At 60.1% G+C, this 17,809-nt stretch carries 5 protein-coding genes; 3 read left to right on the top strand and 2 right to left on the bottom strand.

The window, feature by feature from the left end; genetic code table 11:
* Window positions 1–356: 356 nt before the first annotated feature.
* Together KGA98_RS23565 and KGA98_RS23570 are read left to right on the top strand one after the other, a co-directional pair.
* Entirely contained in the window at window positions 357–10,856 is a 10,500-nt protein-coding gene (locus KGA98_RS23565; RefSeq protein WP_223504071.1) for a peroxidase family protein, read from the top strand.
* Between the two features lie 184 nt (window positions 10,857–11,040).
* Window positions 11,041–11,616 carry a hypothetical protein gene (locus tag KGA98_RS23570; protein WP_223504073.1) on the top strand — a complete coding sequence of 192 codons (576 nt, stop codon included), beginning with the start codon at window positions 11,041–11,043 and terminating at the stop codon, window positions 11,614–11,616.
* A gap of 468 nt (window positions 11,617–12,084) precedes the next feature.
* Here KGA98_RS23570 and KGA98_RS23575 read toward each other — a convergent pair whose 3' ends face one another.
* Both KGA98_RS23575 and KGA98_RS23580 read right to left on the bottom strand, forming a co-directional pair.
* The gene (locus tag KGA98_RS23575) at window positions 12,085–14,754 is read right to left on the bottom strand and encodes an autotransporter outer membrane beta-barrel domain-containing protein (RefSeq protein ID WP_223504075.1); all 2,670 of its coding nucleotides are present in this window, start codon (window positions 14,752–14,754) and stop codon (window positions 12,085–12,087) included.
* Window positions 14,755–15,042: 288 nt separating this feature from the next.
* Window positions 15,043–15,315, bottom strand: a complete 273-nt coding sequence (locus KGA98_RS23580; protein ID WP_223504077.1) for a hypothetical protein — start codon at window positions 15,313–15,315, stop codon at window positions 15,043–15,045.
* Window positions 15,316–15,587: 272 nt separating this feature from the next.
* Between KGA98_RS23580 and KGA98_RS23585 the strand changes: the two genes are divergently transcribed.
* Window positions 15,588–17,627: an FAD-dependent oxidoreductase gene (locus KGA98_RS23585; protein WP_090456692.1), complete on the top strand. Its 2,040-nt coding sequence runs from the start codon at window positions 15,588–15,590 to the stop codon at window positions 17,625–17,627.
* Window positions 17,628–17,809 lie beyond the last annotated feature (182 nt).

Here is a 17,809-nt window from a genome sequence, read left to right on the forward strand (position 1 = left end):
CGGGGGGCCCGCCCGCCTGAAGCTTGCCATCGCTTTGGCAACGCAAGGCGCGGTGATTTCCCGGAGAGGAGCAGAACCATGTCGATCATTTCGTTGTTTTGCAGAGTGAAGGGGCTGTCCAGGACGTTCGCCTTCACTTCCAGATTCCATGACCCGCCCAGGGCTCGAATCCGCTCTGCCTGATCGCCCGGCGAGCAATTCATATCGCGAATTCCAGGCGCGTATCCCGGGTCCCGGGTAACGCCAGCGCTCGCAAAAAAACATGACCAACAAACTGCGCAAGCCAGCACTTGACTTGGCGCGGGAGGGTTTTCTCGTCCCGTGCCTTTACCCTAATAGATCGAGGGCAATCCAAAATGGCCAATTTCAGCAAGTCGGACCTGGAGTTCATCCTCAAGCAAATCTTTATCGCGGAAGCGAACGCCGACGGCGCCAGCCTCATTGATTTGCTTCCCAACACTCAGGTGCCATTCGGCCTGCGTACCGTCGATGGCAGTTTTAATAACCTGGTCACCGGCCAGAGTGAGTTTGGCGCCGCGGACAATGCCTTCCCGCGACTGGTCGATCCTTCCTTTCTATCGGCGGAGTACGCCGGAACAGGGACGGTGATCGACCCGCAACCACGGATTATCAGTAACCTGATCGTCGACCAGACCGCCAACAACCCGGCAGCGGTGGCGGCGAATGGCGGTGCCGCCCCGGTGATCAGCCCCGGGCTGGATGGCGTATTCGGCACGACCGATGACAAGCCAGTGTTCTTCATGCCCAACGTGTCGCCGGACGTCGGCCTGACCGCCAGCTTCAACTCGTGGATGACCTTCTTCGGCCAGTTCTTCGACCACGGTCTTGACCTGGTCACCAAGAGCGCTACCGACTTCGTAATTATTCGGCTGCAGCCGGACGATCCGTTGTTCGTACCGGGCAGCCCGACCAACTTCATGGTGCTGCCACGTGCGGTGCGTACCGCCGGCGCGGACGGAGTAGTGGGCACGACCGATGATGGCCAGACCAACACCACCTCGCCGTTCGTCGACCAGAGCCAGACCTACAGTTCGCACCCGTCGCATCAGGTGTTCCTGCGCGAGTACGTTCTCAACGCGGCAGGTGATCCTGTTGCAACGGGACGCTTGATTACTGGCGGCGAAGGTGGCGGTATGGCGACCTGGGCAGTGGTCAAGGCGCAGGCCCGTGACATGCTCGGCATTGACCTGACTGACGCCGATGTGCACAGCGTGCCGCTGCTGCTAACCGATGACTATGGCAACTTCATCCGCGGGCCGAGCGGCATGCCGCAGGTGTTGATTCGCATCGGTAACGGTGCTGACGGCATCGCCGGGACAACTGATGACGTCACTCAACTGGTCGAAGGTAACCGGGCTGCTCCGATCAGTCTGGCCAACGCCATGAGCACCGGGCATGGCTTCCTTGACGACATCGCCCACAATGCCAATCCGACCGCTGGGCTGACGGCTGACACGGACTCCGACATTGGCGGCCCGCAATTGGCCGGCACCTACGACAACGAGTTGCTGGATGCGCATTACATCGCCGGCGATGGCCGGGTAAACGAAAACATCGGCCTGACCACCGTGCACCATGTGTTCCACTCCGAGCACAACCGTCTGGTTCAGCAATCGAAGGACACCATCATTGCCGCTGGCGATCTGGCCTTCCTCAATGAGTGGCTGGTGGACGACGTGACTGCGATACCGACTACACCCGCCGGGATCGCGGCGCTGGTGTGGGACGGCGAACGCCTGTTCCAGGCCGCCAAGTTCGGCACCGAGATGCAGTACCAGCACCTGGTGTTCGAGGAGTTCGCGCGGACCATTCAGCCGCAGGTCGACGAATTCCTTGCGCCCAGCGGGTATGACACCTCGATCAACCCGGCAATCCTCGCCGAGTTCGCCCACGTGGTGTACCGCTTCGGTCACTCGATGTTGACCGAGACCGTCGATCGCTTCGACCCCGAGTTCAATCCGCTCCTCAATCCGGCCGACCCGGGCTCGCAACTGGGTCTGATCGCGGCCTTCCTCAACCCGCTGGCGTTCGCCGGCAGCGGGGCGACTGCGGACGAAGCGGCAGGGGCGATCATTCGCGGTGTGACCCGCCAGGTCGGCAACGAGATCGATGAGTTCGTCACCGAAGCGTTGCGCAACAACCTGCTCGGCCTGCCGCTCGATTTACCGGCCCTGAACCTGGCACGTGGTCGCGACACGGGCATCCCCACCTTGAATGAGGCGCGCCGTGAGTTCTACGCCTCAACCGGCGACAGCCAACTCAGGCCGTACATCAGTTGGGCTGACCTGGCGGAACACCTCAAGCACCCCGAGTCGTTGGTCAACTTCATCGCGGCCTTCGGTACCCACGGGGCATTGACGGCAGCCGATGTGGATACGATGCTCGAGATGCGTGCGGTCGCTGCTGCCCTGGTGTTTGGCGGCAGCGCGGTGATCAATGCCGGCACGGCCAATGAGCGTACCTTTACTGCCAATTTAGCGGATCGCGTGGCATTCCTTAACAGTTCGGGCATCTACGCCATGGTCAATGGCGTCACCACTACCGGCGTCGACGACATCGACTTCTGGGTCGGGGGCCTGGCCGAACAGAAGATGCCGTTCGGCGGCATGCTTGGATCGACGTTCAACTTCGTGTTTGAAACCCAGATGGAGGCGTTGCAGAACGGCGACCGCTTCTACTACCTGGCGCGTACCGCGGGCCTGGACTTCGGCGCCGAGTTGGAGAACAACTCCTTTGCCAAGCTGATCATGCTCAACAGCGATGTCACCCACCTGTCGAACACCGTGTTCCTGACGCCGACGTTCACCCTCGAGGTGGATCCGACCACTCAGTTCACCGGCCTTGGCGTGGGTGGCCGCGCCGATCCGACCGGCGGCATCATGATCAACGGCGTGGAAGTCGTGCCGCTGGTGATTCGCGACAACCCGGACACCGTGGGTCCGGACACCAATTATCTGCAGTACACCGGTGAAGACCATATCGTCATGGGCGGCACCGCCGGCAATGACATCATCATTTCCGGTGAAGGCGATGACACCCTTTACGGCGACGCCGGCAACGACCGCCTCGAAGGCGGTGCCGGGAACGATGCGGTACTGGGTGGCGATGGCGATGACATCATCAGCGACTCGTTCGGTGACAACCGTCTGGAAGGTAATGCCGGTAACGATGTGATCGTGGCCGGCAGCATGCTGGTTGGCGGCAACCTGATCCTGGGTGGCGATGGCCAGGACTTCATCATTACCACCGAAGACATCAGTATCACCTTCGGCGGTCAGGGTGACGACTTCATCCTGGGTGCCAAGACCAACCTGCCACCTACCGGCAACGAAGGTGACGACTGGATCGAGAAGGGCACCCAGGACGGTGCACCTGGCGATAACTTCTCACCACTGCTCAATGACGATGTGATTGGCAACGACATCTTTATTGGTGGTGGCGGTTTCGACGAAATGATCGGCGAGGGTGGCGATGACATCTTTGTCGGCAGCGATGCCCAGGACAAGATGGAGGGCATGTCCGGTTTCGACTGGGTGACCTACAAAAATGACAGGGTCGGCGTGACCGCTGACCTGAGCATGGCCGCGCTGGCGCAGCCACACGGCAACACGCCAAACCAGAACGCCGGCATATTCAATCCGGTCGGAGCCTCGCCAGCCTCGATTCTCGACCGTTTTGCCGAAGTCGAGGGCTTGTCCGGTTCGAGTTTCGGCGATGTGCTCAGGGGTGATAATGTCGATGCCGACACTATCATCAACCACGGTGGTACCACGGGCAGTGCGCTGACCAATGTCGCGTTGATCCGCGGACTGGACCAGTTCCTGGCCGACGCCGGTTTGCCAACCACCGGCTTTGCTACTGGCAACATCATCCTCGGCGGTGATGGCAGCGACCTGATCGAGGGGCGCGGTGGCGATGACCTGATCGATGGCGACAAATGGATCAACGTCCGGATTGCCGTGTATGCCCCTGGTGATGTCAACCATACCGGCCCCGAAATCGCCTCCTTCGACAGCATGGTCGATATGATCCCGTTCATGCTGGATCGCACCTATAACCCGGGTCAGCTCAAAGCTGTGCGGGAAGTCATGCCCGGCACCTCGACGGGCGGGGCGGCCTTCGACACCGCCATCTACTCCGGGATTCAGGACGAGTATACGGTTATTGTTGACGACCGCGGCACGGAGGATTTGGCGGACGATGTTTATACAGTGATAGATAGCGTCGCGGGTCGCGACGGCACCGATACCCTGCTGCATATCGAACGCCTGCAATTCGCCGATAACCAGCTAGTGCTGGTGGAGGGGGAGAATGCCCAACCGGATGGCAGTCCGACTATCGCGGATGGCAACGGCGGCGCGATCACCGTGGGCGATTTACTGACTGTCAGCGTGGCCGGGGTGAGAGATGACGACAACATCGCGGCGGGTAATCCGCAGGGGTTGATCACCAACTCCTCGGTGTCCTACATCTGGCAGTTCGAGGCCGATCCAGGCACTGGCGTATTTGAGGACATCATTCTGTTGCCGGCTGGCGACCTGGCGTTCCAAAGCGCCGATGGTACCGCGTTCAAGGTATCACCTGACCTCGCCGGGTTGTCGTTGCGGGTCAAGGCGATCTATCAGGACGGTCACGGCACCACGGAGATCTTGTTCTCCACGCCGACGGCTGCCATCGTTGCCGGTGCACCGGTCACGCCAACACCGCAGGTACCTGTAGTCGATGCCACCGCGGGTGGTGCCGGCCTTCACATGGTCCGCTCCGACCTCAACTTCATTCTTGACCAGATCAAGATTGCCGAGGCTGATGCGGACGGTCAGGACATCCTCTCGCTGATCCCGAATATCCGCGCGCCGCTGGGCCTGCGTACGGTCGACGGGTCAAATAACAACCTGATGAACCTCAACGGCATTAACAACACCGAGTTTGGTGCCGCCGATAACGTCTTTCCGCGCTTGACCGATCCGGTCTTCAATCCGGCCGAAGGTGTTCCTGCCGACTTCTTCGGCCCCGGCTCGCCGGCTATCCCTGGATCGTCGTATGCGCAGAACAGCGGCAATGTGTTTGACTCGCAGCCGCGCACCATCAGTAACCTGATCGTCGACCAGACGTCGAACAACCCGGCGGCCTATGCCACGGCTTTCGACCCAGGCGTGGACGGTGTACTCAACTTCGGCTTGCCGGATAATGACGACGTGCTGAAGGATGGCGTACGGATAGTCGCCAGCCCCGGGCTGGATGGTCAGTTCGGTACTGGTGATGATCACGATGTGTACTTTTTCGAGAACACCACGGCGGACGCGGGGTTGTCCGCGCCGTTCAACGCCTGGATGACCTTCTTCGGGCAGTTCTTCGATCATGGCCTGGACCTGGTCACCAAAGGCGGTTCGGGCACCATCTTCATCCCGCTGAAAGAGGATGATCCGTTGTTTGTGCCAGGCGGCAGTGCCAATTTCATGGTGCTGAGCCGCGCGACCAACCTGCCAGGGGCGGATGGCATTCTCGGCACGGGCGACGACATCCATGAGCACACCAACACCACCTCGCCGTTCGTGGACCAGAACCAGACCTATAGCTCGCACCCGTCGCACCAGGTGTTCCTGCGTGCCTATGAGCTCAATGCAGCTGGCGATCCGGTGGCCACCGGCAAGTTGATCACCAATCGTGATCTGGGCGTCGATGGCGTGTTCGGCACGACCGACGACCTCGAGATCGGCGGCATGGCCACCTGGAAGGTGGTCAAGGCGCAGGCACGCGACATTCTCGGTATCGATCTCACTGACGCCGATTTCGACAACGTGCCATTGCTGGCGACCGACGCCTACGGCAATTTCATCAAGGGGCCGAGCGGCTTCCCGCAGGTTGTCATTCGAGTCAACAACGGGCCGGACGGCATTGCCGGCAACGCCGACGACGTCACTACCCTTGTCGAAGGCAATCCGGCCAGTCCGATAAGCCTCGCGAATGCGGTGCGCACCGGCCATGCCTTCCTCAACGACATCGCGCACAACGCCGTTCCGGTGGACGGCCAGACCGGCGCAGCACTCCAGCCCGATGATGGCGATATCGTTGGTGATACACCTGCGGCGGGCTTCTACGACAACGAACTGTTGGACGCTCACTACATCGCCGGCGACGGCCGGGTCAACGAAAACATCGGCCTGACCGCGGTGCATGCGATCTTCCACTCCGAGCACAATCGCCTGGTCCAGCAAACCAAGGACACCGTGCTCGATTCGGGTGACGTGGCTTTCCTAAACGAGTGGCTGCTCACGCCGGTGACCGCATTGCCAACCAACCAGGCCGAGTTCGATGCGCTGCAGTGGAATGGCGAGCGCTTGTTCCAGGCGGCCAAGTTCGGCACCGAGATGCAGTATCAGCATCTGGTGTTCGAGGAGTTTGCCCGGACCATCCAGCCCAACATCGACCTGTTCTTCGCACCGACCCAGGTCTATGACGTCGACCTCGATGCCTCGATCGTCGCCGAGTTCGCTCACACCGTGTACCGGTTTGGCCACTCGATGCTGACCGAGACCGTCGATCGCTTCGACATCAATTACAACGTGGTGGGCGATCCGGCCAACGCTAATCCCGATCAGCAACTGGGCTTGATCGCAGCGTTCCTCAACCCGTTGGCGTACGTCGCCAGTGGCGTGTCGCCAGAGGATGCGACCAGTGCGATCATCCGTGGGGTGACTCGGCAAGCCGGTAACGAAATCGACGAGTTCGTCACCGAGGCGCTGCGCAATAACCTGCTCGGCCTGCCGCTCGACCTGCCGGCGATCAACATCGCCCGTGGCCGCGATGTGGGGATTCCCTCACTCAATGCGATCCGCCGCGACATCTACAGCCAAACCGGTGATACCCAACTCAAGCCGTACACCAGCTGGGTCGATCTGGTGCAGCACCTCAAGCATCCGGAGTCGTTGATCAACTTCATCGCAGCCTATGGCACGCATGACACGATCACGGAGGCGAGCACGCTGGCAGGCAAACGGGCTGCAGCCATGGCCCTGGTATTCGATGAGGGTGCGAGTTCGCCGGCTGACCGCCTGGACTTCCTCAATAGCACCGGTACCTGGGCCAACGTAACGGGTGTGACAGTCACGGGCGTCGATGCCATCGACCTCTGGATCGGCGGCCTGGCCGAACAGAAAACTCCGTTCGGCGGCATGCTCGGCTCGACCTTCAACTTCGTGTTCGAAAACCAGCTGGAAAAACTGCAGGACGGCGACCGCTTCTACTACCTGGAGCGTACCGCTGGCCTGTCGATGAATGCGGAACTTGAAAGCAACTCGTTCGCCAAGCTGATCATGGCCAACACGTCGATCACGCACTTGCCGGGCGTGGTGTTCACGGATCCGGGGTTCTATCTGGAAGTGGACCAGGGCAGGCAATTCAACGAAGGCCTGCTGTCCGCCGATCCGCTCGGCCCGAACGGCGAGCAGGTGGTGTTCCGCGACAACCCGCTGACCGTAGGACTGGACAGCGACTACATCAGGTACACGGGTGACGAGCACATCGTGCTGGGCGGCACCGACAACGCAGACATCCTCATCTCCAGTGAAGGCGATGACACGGTCTGGGGTGATGATGGCAACGATCGTATCGACGGCGGTGACGGCAACGACCAGCTGCGCGGTGGCGACGGCGACGACATCATCACCGACACCGGCGGCGACGATAACCTCCAGGGTGGCGACGGCAACGACGTGCTGCACGGAGGCAACGGCGTCAACCTGATCATTGGCGGGTTCGGCAGTGACTTCATCATTACCGGTGAGGACGCCTCCGAGGCCATTGGTGGCCAGGGCAACGACTTCATCCTGGGCAGCAAGGCCAACGAACAGGACATGGGTAACGAAGGCGACGACTGGATCGAGAAGGGCACTTCGGACGGTGCGCCTGGCGACAACTTCGATCCGCTCGGCAACGACCCGGTCATTGGCCACGATGTATTCGTCGGCGGTAACGAGAACGATAAGTTCAACGGCGAAGGCGGTGACGACATCATGGTCGGCAGTCTCGGCTTCGGTGACCGCTATATCGGCGGCTCGGGCTATGACTGGGCGACCTTCAAGGGGCTGGCCCAAGGTGTGAGCGTTGATTACACCGACCGCTTCTTCGATGTGCCACCGATGCCGGGTTCAGGAGCTTCGGCGCTGGTGCGCTTCGACATCATGGAAGGTCTGTCGGGTTCGTCCCATGGTGACTTCCTGCGCGGTGATAACGAAGATGCGACATCGCTACCCACCGCGGGTGCAACTGGCAGTGTGCTGACCAACATCAGCCTGATCAACGGTCTGGCGGGGCTGCTGCCAGCTGGAGCTACGTTCTTCGACGGTGGCAACATCATCCTCGGTGGCAGCGGCAGCGACCTCATCGAAGGTCGCGGTGGTGACGACATCATCGACGGTGACAAGTGGCTGAACGTACGCATCAGCGTACGGGCAAACGCTGATGGCACTGGCGCGGAAATCGCCACGTTCGACAGCATGGAGCCGATGGTCCAGGCGATGTTGAACGGTACTTACAACCCGGGCCAACTGGTCATCGTGCGGGAGATCCTGACCGGCACTGACAACTTCGACACCGCGCTGTACTCAGGCAATGCGTCGGAGTACACCGTCGCTGTCGATGGCAACACTGTCATTGTGACCGACCTGGTTGCAGGGCGTGATGGCGTCGATCGCCTGACGGGCATCGAGCGCCTGCAGTTCGCTGACCAGGCGCAGGCCTCCGGTGTTGGCACCGTCTCGAACAGCGCTCCTGTGGGGCGTCTGGCGATCCTCGATGCTACCACCGGTGCGCGTATCGATTCGCCTGTCGCCGGCCAGCTGCTGCGTGTCAGCAGCCAGTCGATACGCGACGCGAACAGCGTCAGTGCGGCCAATCCGACCGGCGCGGTTACCGGTCCCGTGTCTTACTACTGGCAGGCCGAAACCATTGCCGGTTCGGGCATCTTTGAAGACATCACCGTTCTCGCCGCCGGCGAGGCATCGCGGGTAACCGGCGCCACCTACCTGGTGGCGGATGATGTCGCCGGTCTGAACCTGCGCGTTCGGGCGGTGTATCAGGATGGCAGCAGTACGCTGGAGATCGTCGACTCGTCGGCGAACAACGCACCGACCGCAGGGCCGACCATCCTCGGGTTTGCGTTTCCGGACCAGGTGTTGACCGCCGACACGTCGTCCATCATCGACGTCGATGGCCTCAGCAATGCGCAGTTCACCTTCCAGTGGCAGGAGACCAACGGGGTCACCTTCGTCGACATCGTCGGAGCCACCGCCAGCACGTTCATGCTTGGCCTGGCTCAGGTCGGCGATCAGGTGCGCGTGGTGGTCAGTTACGTGGATGACTTCGGTGTGGCCGAAAGCATTGCGTCCGACGCTACGGCCCCGGTGGCCGCCGGTGAAGTGTTTGTCGGTACTGCCGGTGTCGACATATGGACCGGCACGTCAGGCGACGACATTGCCAGCGGAGGTGCTGGCAACGACATCCTGAACGGCTTGGGCGGCAACGACCTCCTCAATGGTGACGCGGGCAATGACGTTCTCATCGGCGGCGTCGGTGCCGACACGATGGCCGGCGGTGATGGCAACGATGTCTACGAAGTCACCGACTTTGGGGACGTGGTGACCGAGCTCGCCGGTGGCGGCAGCGACGAGGTCTGGACCTCGCTCGCGAGCTACACCCTGACTGCCAACGTCGAGAGTCTGTTTTTCGGCGGCAGCGGCAACTTCGCGGGTACCGGTAACGTGCTCGGCAATAATATCCTGGGTGGCGCGGGTAACGACGTCCTCATCGGTGCCGGAGGTGCCGACACGATGGTCGGCGGTGGCGGCAACGATATCTACGAAGTCACCGACCTTGGGGACCAGGTGATCGAGTTCGCCGGTGCCGGCAACGACACGGTCTGGACCTCGCTCGCGAGCTACACCCTGGGCGCCAACGTCGAGAATCTGTTTTTCGGCGGCAGCGGCAACTTCGCGGGCACCGGTAACGTGCTCGGCAATACGATCGCGGGCGGTGCTGGTAACGACGTCCTCATCGGTGGCGCAGGTGCCGACACGATGGCCGGCGGTGCTGGCAGCGATATCTACGAAGCCACCGACCTTGGGGACGTGGTGATCGAGCTCGCCGGTGCGGGCAGCGACACGGTCTGGACCTCGCTCGCGAGCTACAGCCTGGGTGCCAACGTCGAGAATATGTTTTTCGGCGGCAGCGGCAACTTTGCGGGCTCCGGCAACGAGCTGGCCAACACGCTCGCGGGCGGTGCGGGTAACGACGTCCTCATCGGTGGCGCAGGTGCCGACACGATGGCCGGCGGTGCTGGCAACGATGTCTACGAAGTCACCGACCTCGGGGACGTGGTAGGCGAGAACGTCGGTGGCGGCAACGACACCGTCTGGACCTCGCTCGCGAGCTACACCCTGGGTGCCAACGTCGAAAATCTGTTTTTCGGCGGCAGCGGCAACTTCGCGGGCACTGGCAACGCGCTCGGCAATAATATCGTGGGTGGTGCGGGTAACGACGTGCTCATCGGCGGTGGCGGTAACGACGTGATGAGTGGCGGCTTCGGCAACGATACTTTCGTGTTTGCTGCCGCGGGTTTCGGCAACGATACGATCCTGAACTTCGGAGCCAATTTGGCCGCAGAGCAGGACTTGCTCAATCTCACGGGGCTGGGGATCACCAGCGCGACGTTCGCTCCCAGCCTGACCATAACGGCAGACGGGGCGGACACAGTGGTTGGGATCGGGGTGGACTCCATCCGCCTAGTGGGTGTCAGCAGTGCGACCGTTGATCAGACGGACTTCATTCTGGCCACTTGAGGTCCTGGTCAGTACTGTCGCAGGGAGCGTGGACAGCGGAGGGGAGGGCAATGGATGCCCTCCCTTTCTCCTTCCATTCAATTGCCCATCAGCTATCGGGGTGCCAGCAGCGTACTGGGACTCATCAAAGCAGGTTGGAACCGAACTGCGAAATCAAAGAAACAATGAAAAAGGAAACCCGGCCTTGAACACTTCAGCCATCTGCCTGTTGAGCGGTCTATTGGTTTCGATCGCTGCTTCTGCTACCGGGGTTAATCCGGTGTTCGACCTGGATTTCACCAGGTCAGCCACGGAAACGCTGAAAAAACTGCACATCAACGACGCTTGTATTATCGCCATCTCAAGTCCTGCTGCGTTTACGTTCTGCCGAGAAGGGTCATCAACGCTCTGGAAGTATCAGGCGCTGGATCTGGAGCAACAGGCGCTGATCCAGATTGGCCAAAAGCGGTCTTCGACGGACTTTCAGCAAATAACCCTTGTGGAAGTCGACAGCGTTGCTTGCGAACAGGATCACCTTGTGGAATGGGTTAAACCAACTATCAGGCATGGACTTGTCCTTGGTCTGATTACCCTGTTTCTGTTGGCCGGCCTGCGATATACCTACCGGGCGATCATGCATTGCTGTTATGACGAGGCTGGCTTTTCGAAGTTCGGCTTACAGCGATTGGACGAATCCTGGTCAGCGCACAATTCAACGGTAATGGCGTTGGTCGCATGGGGTATGGCGGCAGCTATGGCATTTGTTTACTTCGGGTTTTGAGCATGACCACAATTAGCGGATGTGCCGTTTCAAGATGTTCGCCATTCGATGTACTTTGACTCCGTGCAGTTCCACTCGCTGACGATTGATTGATTGATTGATTGACTTGCTTGATATCCTGTTTGTTTCAGTTAATCCTGAGTTTCTGTCTACCTGAAAGGGTGGCTGGATCACCGTGAAATTCGCAATTGGAGTTTGCTCTGGATGAGAGCTGCTCGCTATTGCGCGAGTTGTGGGATGTATAACAGCTATTGATTCTGTTGATGGCTTATCCGTTGCTGATTGCGTTCGGGTTCCTGACGATGCTGGCGCTACTCCTTCCTGGATGCAGATGCTCCCTATCTTTCGATACAGAGCATCTTCGTTGAGCATCACCCTTGTTGATCGGTTTTCATACAGTCTGCAGGGCACCATTCTTTAATTACAGAACGGCCGTAATGGGGGTGATAACCATACGAGCGGCCTCGCTTACCAACTCACCCTCACCCCCGCATTGCCACTCACGCCTTCCAGGGCATTGGTGTCCAGATTGGTGTTGTAATCCGCCGCCAGGTACACGCTGACCGTTGACGATAACCGCGCCACCACACCCACTCCGAGATCGGCAGAGGACGATTTGTGATCACTCTTGATCCGGTCCACGTCATCATAGGTCACGGTGTCACTGCCGCCAAAGGTGCGCCAGGCGTTCGCCCGGACGTAGGGCTCGATGGGCGTGTCCTGTACCAGGTAGCGCCCTTTCAGGCGTGCACCGAGGCGACCGGTCCAGTAGTCCTGGGAGTCGAACGATACCTTGGAAATACCGTCGTTCTGGCTGTCCATATCGATCTGCTGGTTGATCACCTGGACCTGTGGCTCCACCACCCAGTGCTCGGAAATTGCAATCGGATAGCCGGCTTCGGCGGACAACGCCAATGCATGGCCCTTGCTGTCCATCTTCACCCCACGGTCGGATTTGTTATCGCCATCCAGGCGCGTGCCCATGGCCACGAGGTCAACGTACCAGCCCACGGTTGGATCGGTGAGGGTCCAATAGGCGCCGAAGTTGTCGCCGTCGAGTTCGACCCGCCCCGAACGACGGTCCTGGAAGCCCTCGGCGAAACCTTTGACATCGCCCTGCAAGCGGCTCTGGCCGACGAACAGGCCGAAGCGTTGGATCTGCCCGCCGCTGGTTTCGGAGGCATACAGGTCATGGCCCACTTGATAGCCCTTGGTAGAACCGTCGAAGCTGGGGGACACGGTGCCGGTCCAGCTCTTGTTGAAATCGCGGCCATAGGCACGACCCCAACCGGCCGGGACGGCACCGGTTTCGCTCAACAGGCTTTGTTCGCCCTGGCGGTCGTGGAAGGTGCCCAACGCTTGCAAAGTCATCAACTGCGCGGCTGGCACCACCACCGAATACACGGGCACCTCCAGGCGGTACAGTGGAATAGGATCGGCACCCGCCACCGCTGTCGGTAATGGCGGGGTACTGACAGCAGGTTCCGGAGAGGTTTCGGCCGGGATTTGGTTGAGCGGAGGTGCAGTGGGTTCGACCGGAGCAACGGGCCTTGAAGTTGGCGGCTCCACGGGCGGTTCATCGGGCGCAACCATCGGCGGTGTCGGTGGAATCGGTGGTACCGGCACCACTACCTGCGGCACCGGTGTCGGCGGTGGTACCACCGGCGGTTGTACCGCTGCCACTGACGAGCGCAGGTACCAGTTGTTTTCCGAGCCTGCCGTTACACCCCCCTTGAACAGATAGTACTCATAGGCCCCGGCAGAAACCGAGCCTTTCAGGGCAAAGGCATCGGTAGTGCTGACTGCGCCGTTGAGCGCCTGCACCACTTCGATCCCGTTGTTTTGCGTCAGGCCGCCCAGGCCACTGAGATTGGTCACCGCCAATTGGGTATTGCCGCTGATGCTGCCGTCGGAGACCACCAGTTTGTCAGTGGCGGAAGTGTCGTCGCCGAGCACGGTTTGCAGCCACAGCTGGCCGTTGTTGCCGACGTAGTTGCCGTACACCGTCAGCGAGTCCGCGGCGCTGTTGCTGCCGGTGGTCATGTCGATGGTGCCGGCGTTGATGAGGGTCGCCCGCTGGCCGGCGGTGTAGGGTCGGATACTGCCTTGGGTCACCGCCAGCACGCTGGTGTTGTCGATGGAAGCCGTGCCGGTATTACTGGCGCTGTCGCCGAGGAAAAAGTCGCCAGCCAGGTCGAAGTGCGAATTGTTGTTGAGGTTGACGGCTTCCCAACCGATGTAGCGGGAGGCCGTATTGGAAGTGGTGTTGTCGAAGGTCAATTGATCATTGCCCAGGCCGCCGTCGATCGATGGGGTGGCGCTCAACAGGCTTTCGGTCAGGCCGCTGAGCAGCGCGGTATCGTTACCATCACCCATCAGCACGGCGGACTTGATCTGGCCGCCATTGAGCCAGTTGAAGGTGTCGTTGCCGAGGCTGGCGCGGATCTCGCCGTTTATCACGCCGCCGCTGACAGTGATGCGGTCGTCGCCGCCGCTGACACTGATATTGCCGCCAATCGTACCCCCGGTGACGATAATCCAGTCGGTACCAAATCCGGTGACGAGGTTGCCAAGGATCGAGCCGCCGGACATGTCATAGATGTTGTTGTCCAGTTTCATGTCGACGCGGCCGATGGTGCCGCTGGTTTGCTGTGCCACGTCGCCATCTTCAAAGGCGCCGACGATGGTGCCGCCGGTCATCAGGAAGGTGTCGCGGCCGTCGCCTTGGGCCAGAGACTGGATCTGCCCGCCACTCATCACAAAGTCATCGATGCCATTGCCTTGGGAAACCGCACCCGTGACCGCACCGGCACTGATACGGAAGCGATCGGCGCCATCACTCTGAGTGACGCTGCCGACGATTCGTCCGGAGTTCATGTCGACGAGGTCGGTGCCAGCCCCGGTAACAATGTAGCCGTTGATGGTACCGGTGCCGTCAATCGGGAGGGTCAGGATGTTGTTGCCCAGCAGGTCGGTCAGGCCGACAGGGCTGCTGCCACTGTCGCAGACATACGCATCGACGCCGGGGCCGGGAGTGAGTACACAAGCCGCTTGCGCCTGTTGTACTGCCAGACTTAAAAGCGACAACGCCCCCACTTGAAGAAGTCCATTTTTTCCTGCACGCAGCGCAAGGTGCATAAGATCCCTCTTATTTGATGTCATTCTGATATTGTGTGGGGGTTTTATTTTGTAGTTATATCTAGACCATCAATACGATATCTACAAGGAAATGGGCTTGTGGTCCTTTCGTCGATTGCCCAGGACCTCGGCAGGGTGTTGCAGGTGAATGGAAAGTTAAAATCCACAACGCTGAGCTGGGAAAAACGGATGAGTTCCGCTCTTCTATTTAATACCTCTGCTGGGTATGAGTAAGACAATTCCTGTTTTTTCGCCATAAGTGGGTGGTTATATTGTCTTCCAGTTAGTTTAAATTGTTTTTTCTGGAATATATCGTGTCAAAGGTTGTGTTGTTTTTACTTTTTGGTTTTGTGTTGTCGGATTACGTGCTCGCGTCACCCAAAAAACAAATGCTTCTACAAGTGCGTCGTACATGAATTGCGGTTCAGGTCTGGCCACGGCCAAGCGTGTAGCCCAGCTGGAGGTGTGCTTCAGAGTGCCGCCATTCAGCGCCGCACCGCGAAAACTCCTCTGGCAATGGCCCGACATCACGACATAAAACATTTCACACACGGCGTCCATGCTGGTTTTTAACGTTCCCGCGACACGGCTGGCTATGGCTGGCTGATTCCATTCTTAATGCAAATAATTCCAATCGAAGTGAAAACTCATGACCGCAGGTCGTTTTTGTTTTGAGTCATTCCCGTTAGCCCAATGTCGCTGCTCATTTCGATCAATAAGTTGTAATTTACGGTCATTGAGGGATGGCGGCACGACTCTTAGTCTGTCGAACATGACTGATGGGGGCCGCAGAGCTCCCGCACTTTCCGTGATCGCTCGATGTGGAGTTACCGATGACCGCCGCTCAATACCCGCACCTGTTGGCTCCGCTGGACCTGGGGTTCACCACGCTGCGCAATCGCACCCTGATGGGGTCGATGCACACTGGCCTTGAAGAGAAACCGGGTGGCTTCGAGCGCATGGCGGCGTACTTTGCCGAGCGTGCCCGTGGCGGTGTCGGCCTGATGGTCACCGGCGGTATCGGCCCGAATGACGAGGGTGGCGTGTATTCCGGCGCGGCCAAGCTGACAACCGAAGAAGAGGCGCTCAAGCACCGTATCGTCACCCGTGCCGTGCATGACGCGGGCGGCAAGATCTGCATGCAGATCCTCCATGCCGGTCGTTATGCCTACAGCCCGAAACAGGTTGCGCCAAGTGCGATCCAGGCACCGATCAACCCGTTCAAGCCCAGGGAGCTGGACGAGGAAGGCATCGAGAAGCAGATCAGCGATTTCGTCACCTGCTCGGTACTGGCGCAAACCGCCGAGTACGACGGCGTGGAAATCATGGGTTCCGAAGGTTATTTCATTAACCAGTTCCTCGCCGCCCACACCAACCACCGTACCGACCGCTGGGGTGGCAGCTATGAAAACCGCATGCGCCTGCCGGTGGAGATCGTTCGTCGCGTGCGTGAAGCGGTAGGCCCGAACTTCATCATCATTTTCCGTCTGTCGATGCTCGACCTGGTTGAAGGCGGCAGCACCTGGGAAGAGATCGTTCAACTGGCCAAGGCCATCGAGCAGGCCGGCGCGACCATCATCAACACCGGTATCGGCTGGCACGAAGCGCGGATTCCGACCATTGCCACCAAAGTGCCGCGCGCGGCGTTCAGCAAGGTCACGGCCAAGTTGCGGGGTTCGGTCAATATTCCGCTGATCACCACCAACCGTATCAACACCCCGGAAGTCGCCGAGCAGATCCTGGCCGAGGGCGATGCCGACATGGTGTCCATGGCACGGCCATTTCTCGCCGACCCGGATTTCGTCAACAAAGCCGCTGAAGGTCGTGCCGATGAAATCAACACCTGCATCGGTTGCAACCAGGCCTGCCTCGACCACACGTTCGGCGGCAAGCTGACCAGTTGCCTGGTGAACCCGCGTGCCTGCCACGAAACCGAGCTCAACTATCTGCCCGTGCAGCAACTGAAGAAAATCGCCGTGGTCGGTGCCGGCCCTGCCGGTCTGTCCGCCGCGACCGTGGCCGCCGAGCGTGGCCATCAGGTGACGCTGTTCGATTCGGCCAGCGAAATCGGCGGGCAGTTCAACATTGCCAAGCGCGTTCCGGGCAAGGAAGAGTTCTACGAAACGATTCGCTACTTCAACCGCAAGTTGCAGACCACCAACGTCGAGGTGTGCCTGAACACCCGCGTCGACGTGGCCGGACTGGTCGAGGGTGGCTACGACGAGATCATTCTGGCCACCGGCATTGCGCCGCGTGTGCCGGCCATTCCAGGGGTGGAAAACGCCAAGGTGCTGAGCTACCTGGACGTGATCCTGGAGCGCAAACCGGTCGGCAAGCGCGTCGCGGTGATTGGTGCCGGTGGTATCGGTTTCGACGTTTCCGAGTTCCTTGTGCATGAAGGCGTCGCCACCAGTCAGGATCGCGCCGCGTTCTGGAAGGAATGGGGCATCGATACACACCTTGAAGCGCGCGGCGGTGTCGCCGGTATCAAGGCCGCGCCCCATGCGCCGGCCCGCGAGGTGTTCCTGCTGCAACGCAAGACGTCCAAGGTCGGCGACGGCCTGGGCAAGACCACCGGCTGGATTCATCGCACGGGCCTTAAGAACAAACAGGTGCAGATGCTCAACAGCGTTGAATACCTGAAGATCGACGATGAAGGCCTGCACATCCGCATCGGCGAAACCGGCGAAGCTCAGGTGCTGCCAGTGGACAACATCGTGATTTGCGCCGGGCAGGATCCGCTGCGCGAGTTGCATGAAGGCCTGGCGGCGGCGGGGCAGAGCGTGCACCTGATCGGCGGCGCGGATGTCGCGGCAGAGCTGGATGCCAAGCGGGCGATCAATCAGGGGTCGCGGTTGGCGGCGCAGTTGTAACAGACCGGTCAAGCGTGCCAACGGCCATCGCGAGCAAGCTCGCTCCCACACTGAATCTGTGTCGTTCAGCAGATCGAAGGTGGGAGCGAGCTTGCTCGCGATGGCTGCCCTTGAGCGACTAGAATGTAATTTCTTTTTTTAGCTCAATCAGGCGCCAATGCTTCTCCCACCCTCCACCTGGT

Source organism: Pseudomonas sp. BF-R-24 (assembly GCF_019947335.1).
GTDB classification, from domain to species: Bacteria; Pseudomonadota; Gammaproteobacteria; order Pseudomonadales; family Pseudomonadaceae; genus Aquipseudomonas; species Aquipseudomonas jessenii.